At 43.7% G+C, this 519-nt stretch carries 1 protein-coding gene and 1 pseudogene; both read left to right on the top strand.

The genetic code is table 11. The annotated features are described in order from the left end of the window. A pseudogene (locus EHW67_RS20815) lies at positions 1-215 on the top strand (hypothetical protein); the annotation flags it as partial. A 63-nt stretch (positions 216-278) separates the two neighbouring features. Next, positions 279-519: GIY-YIG nuclease family protein (locus EHW67_RS15505; RefSeq protein WP_158285136.1), on the top strand; the 241-nt coding region annotated here is incomplete at its 3' end.

The following is a 519-nucleotide window of genomic DNA, read 5'->3' as shown; positions in this document are numbered from 1 at the left end:
GACATAACCTAGGGATTGTTCCTTCTACCAAGAGTGGGACCCCTTGGAAATTGGTTTTGCAACTGGAAGTATTAACTCGTTCAGAAGCTGTAATTTTGGAGCGACGAATAAAGAATAGAGGAGCAAAACGTTTTATAGATGACCACTTCGGGGTGCACCACGCTTTTTGCGTGGCAGGTCTCGCCCGGTTTGCGAATCCAAAAGCATTGTCATAGCGTCTCATTTGGGACGCGGAGGTCGTCACGCTTTGGGCGTGAGCACCCCAAGAAAGCTAGAATATGTTCGTTTATATTTTATATAGCGAGAAACGTTCAAGATATTATGTAGGTCAGACTACGGATATCATAAAAAGATTGAAAAGACGTAACCTAGGGATTGTTCCTTCTACCAAGAGTGGGACCCCTTGGAAATTGGTTTTGCAACTGGAAGTATTATCTCGTTCAGAAGCTGTAATTTTGGAGCGACGAATAAAGAATAGAGGAGCAAAACGTTTTATAGATGACCACTTCGGGGTGCACC

Source organism: Arenibacter aquaticus, from assembly GCF_003957295.1.
GTDB classification, from domain to species: Bacteria; Bacteroidota; Bacteroidia; order Flavobacteriales; family Flavobacteriaceae; genus Arenibacter; species Arenibacter aquaticus.
This window is presented reverse-complemented; position numbering and strand designations above follow the sequence as displayed.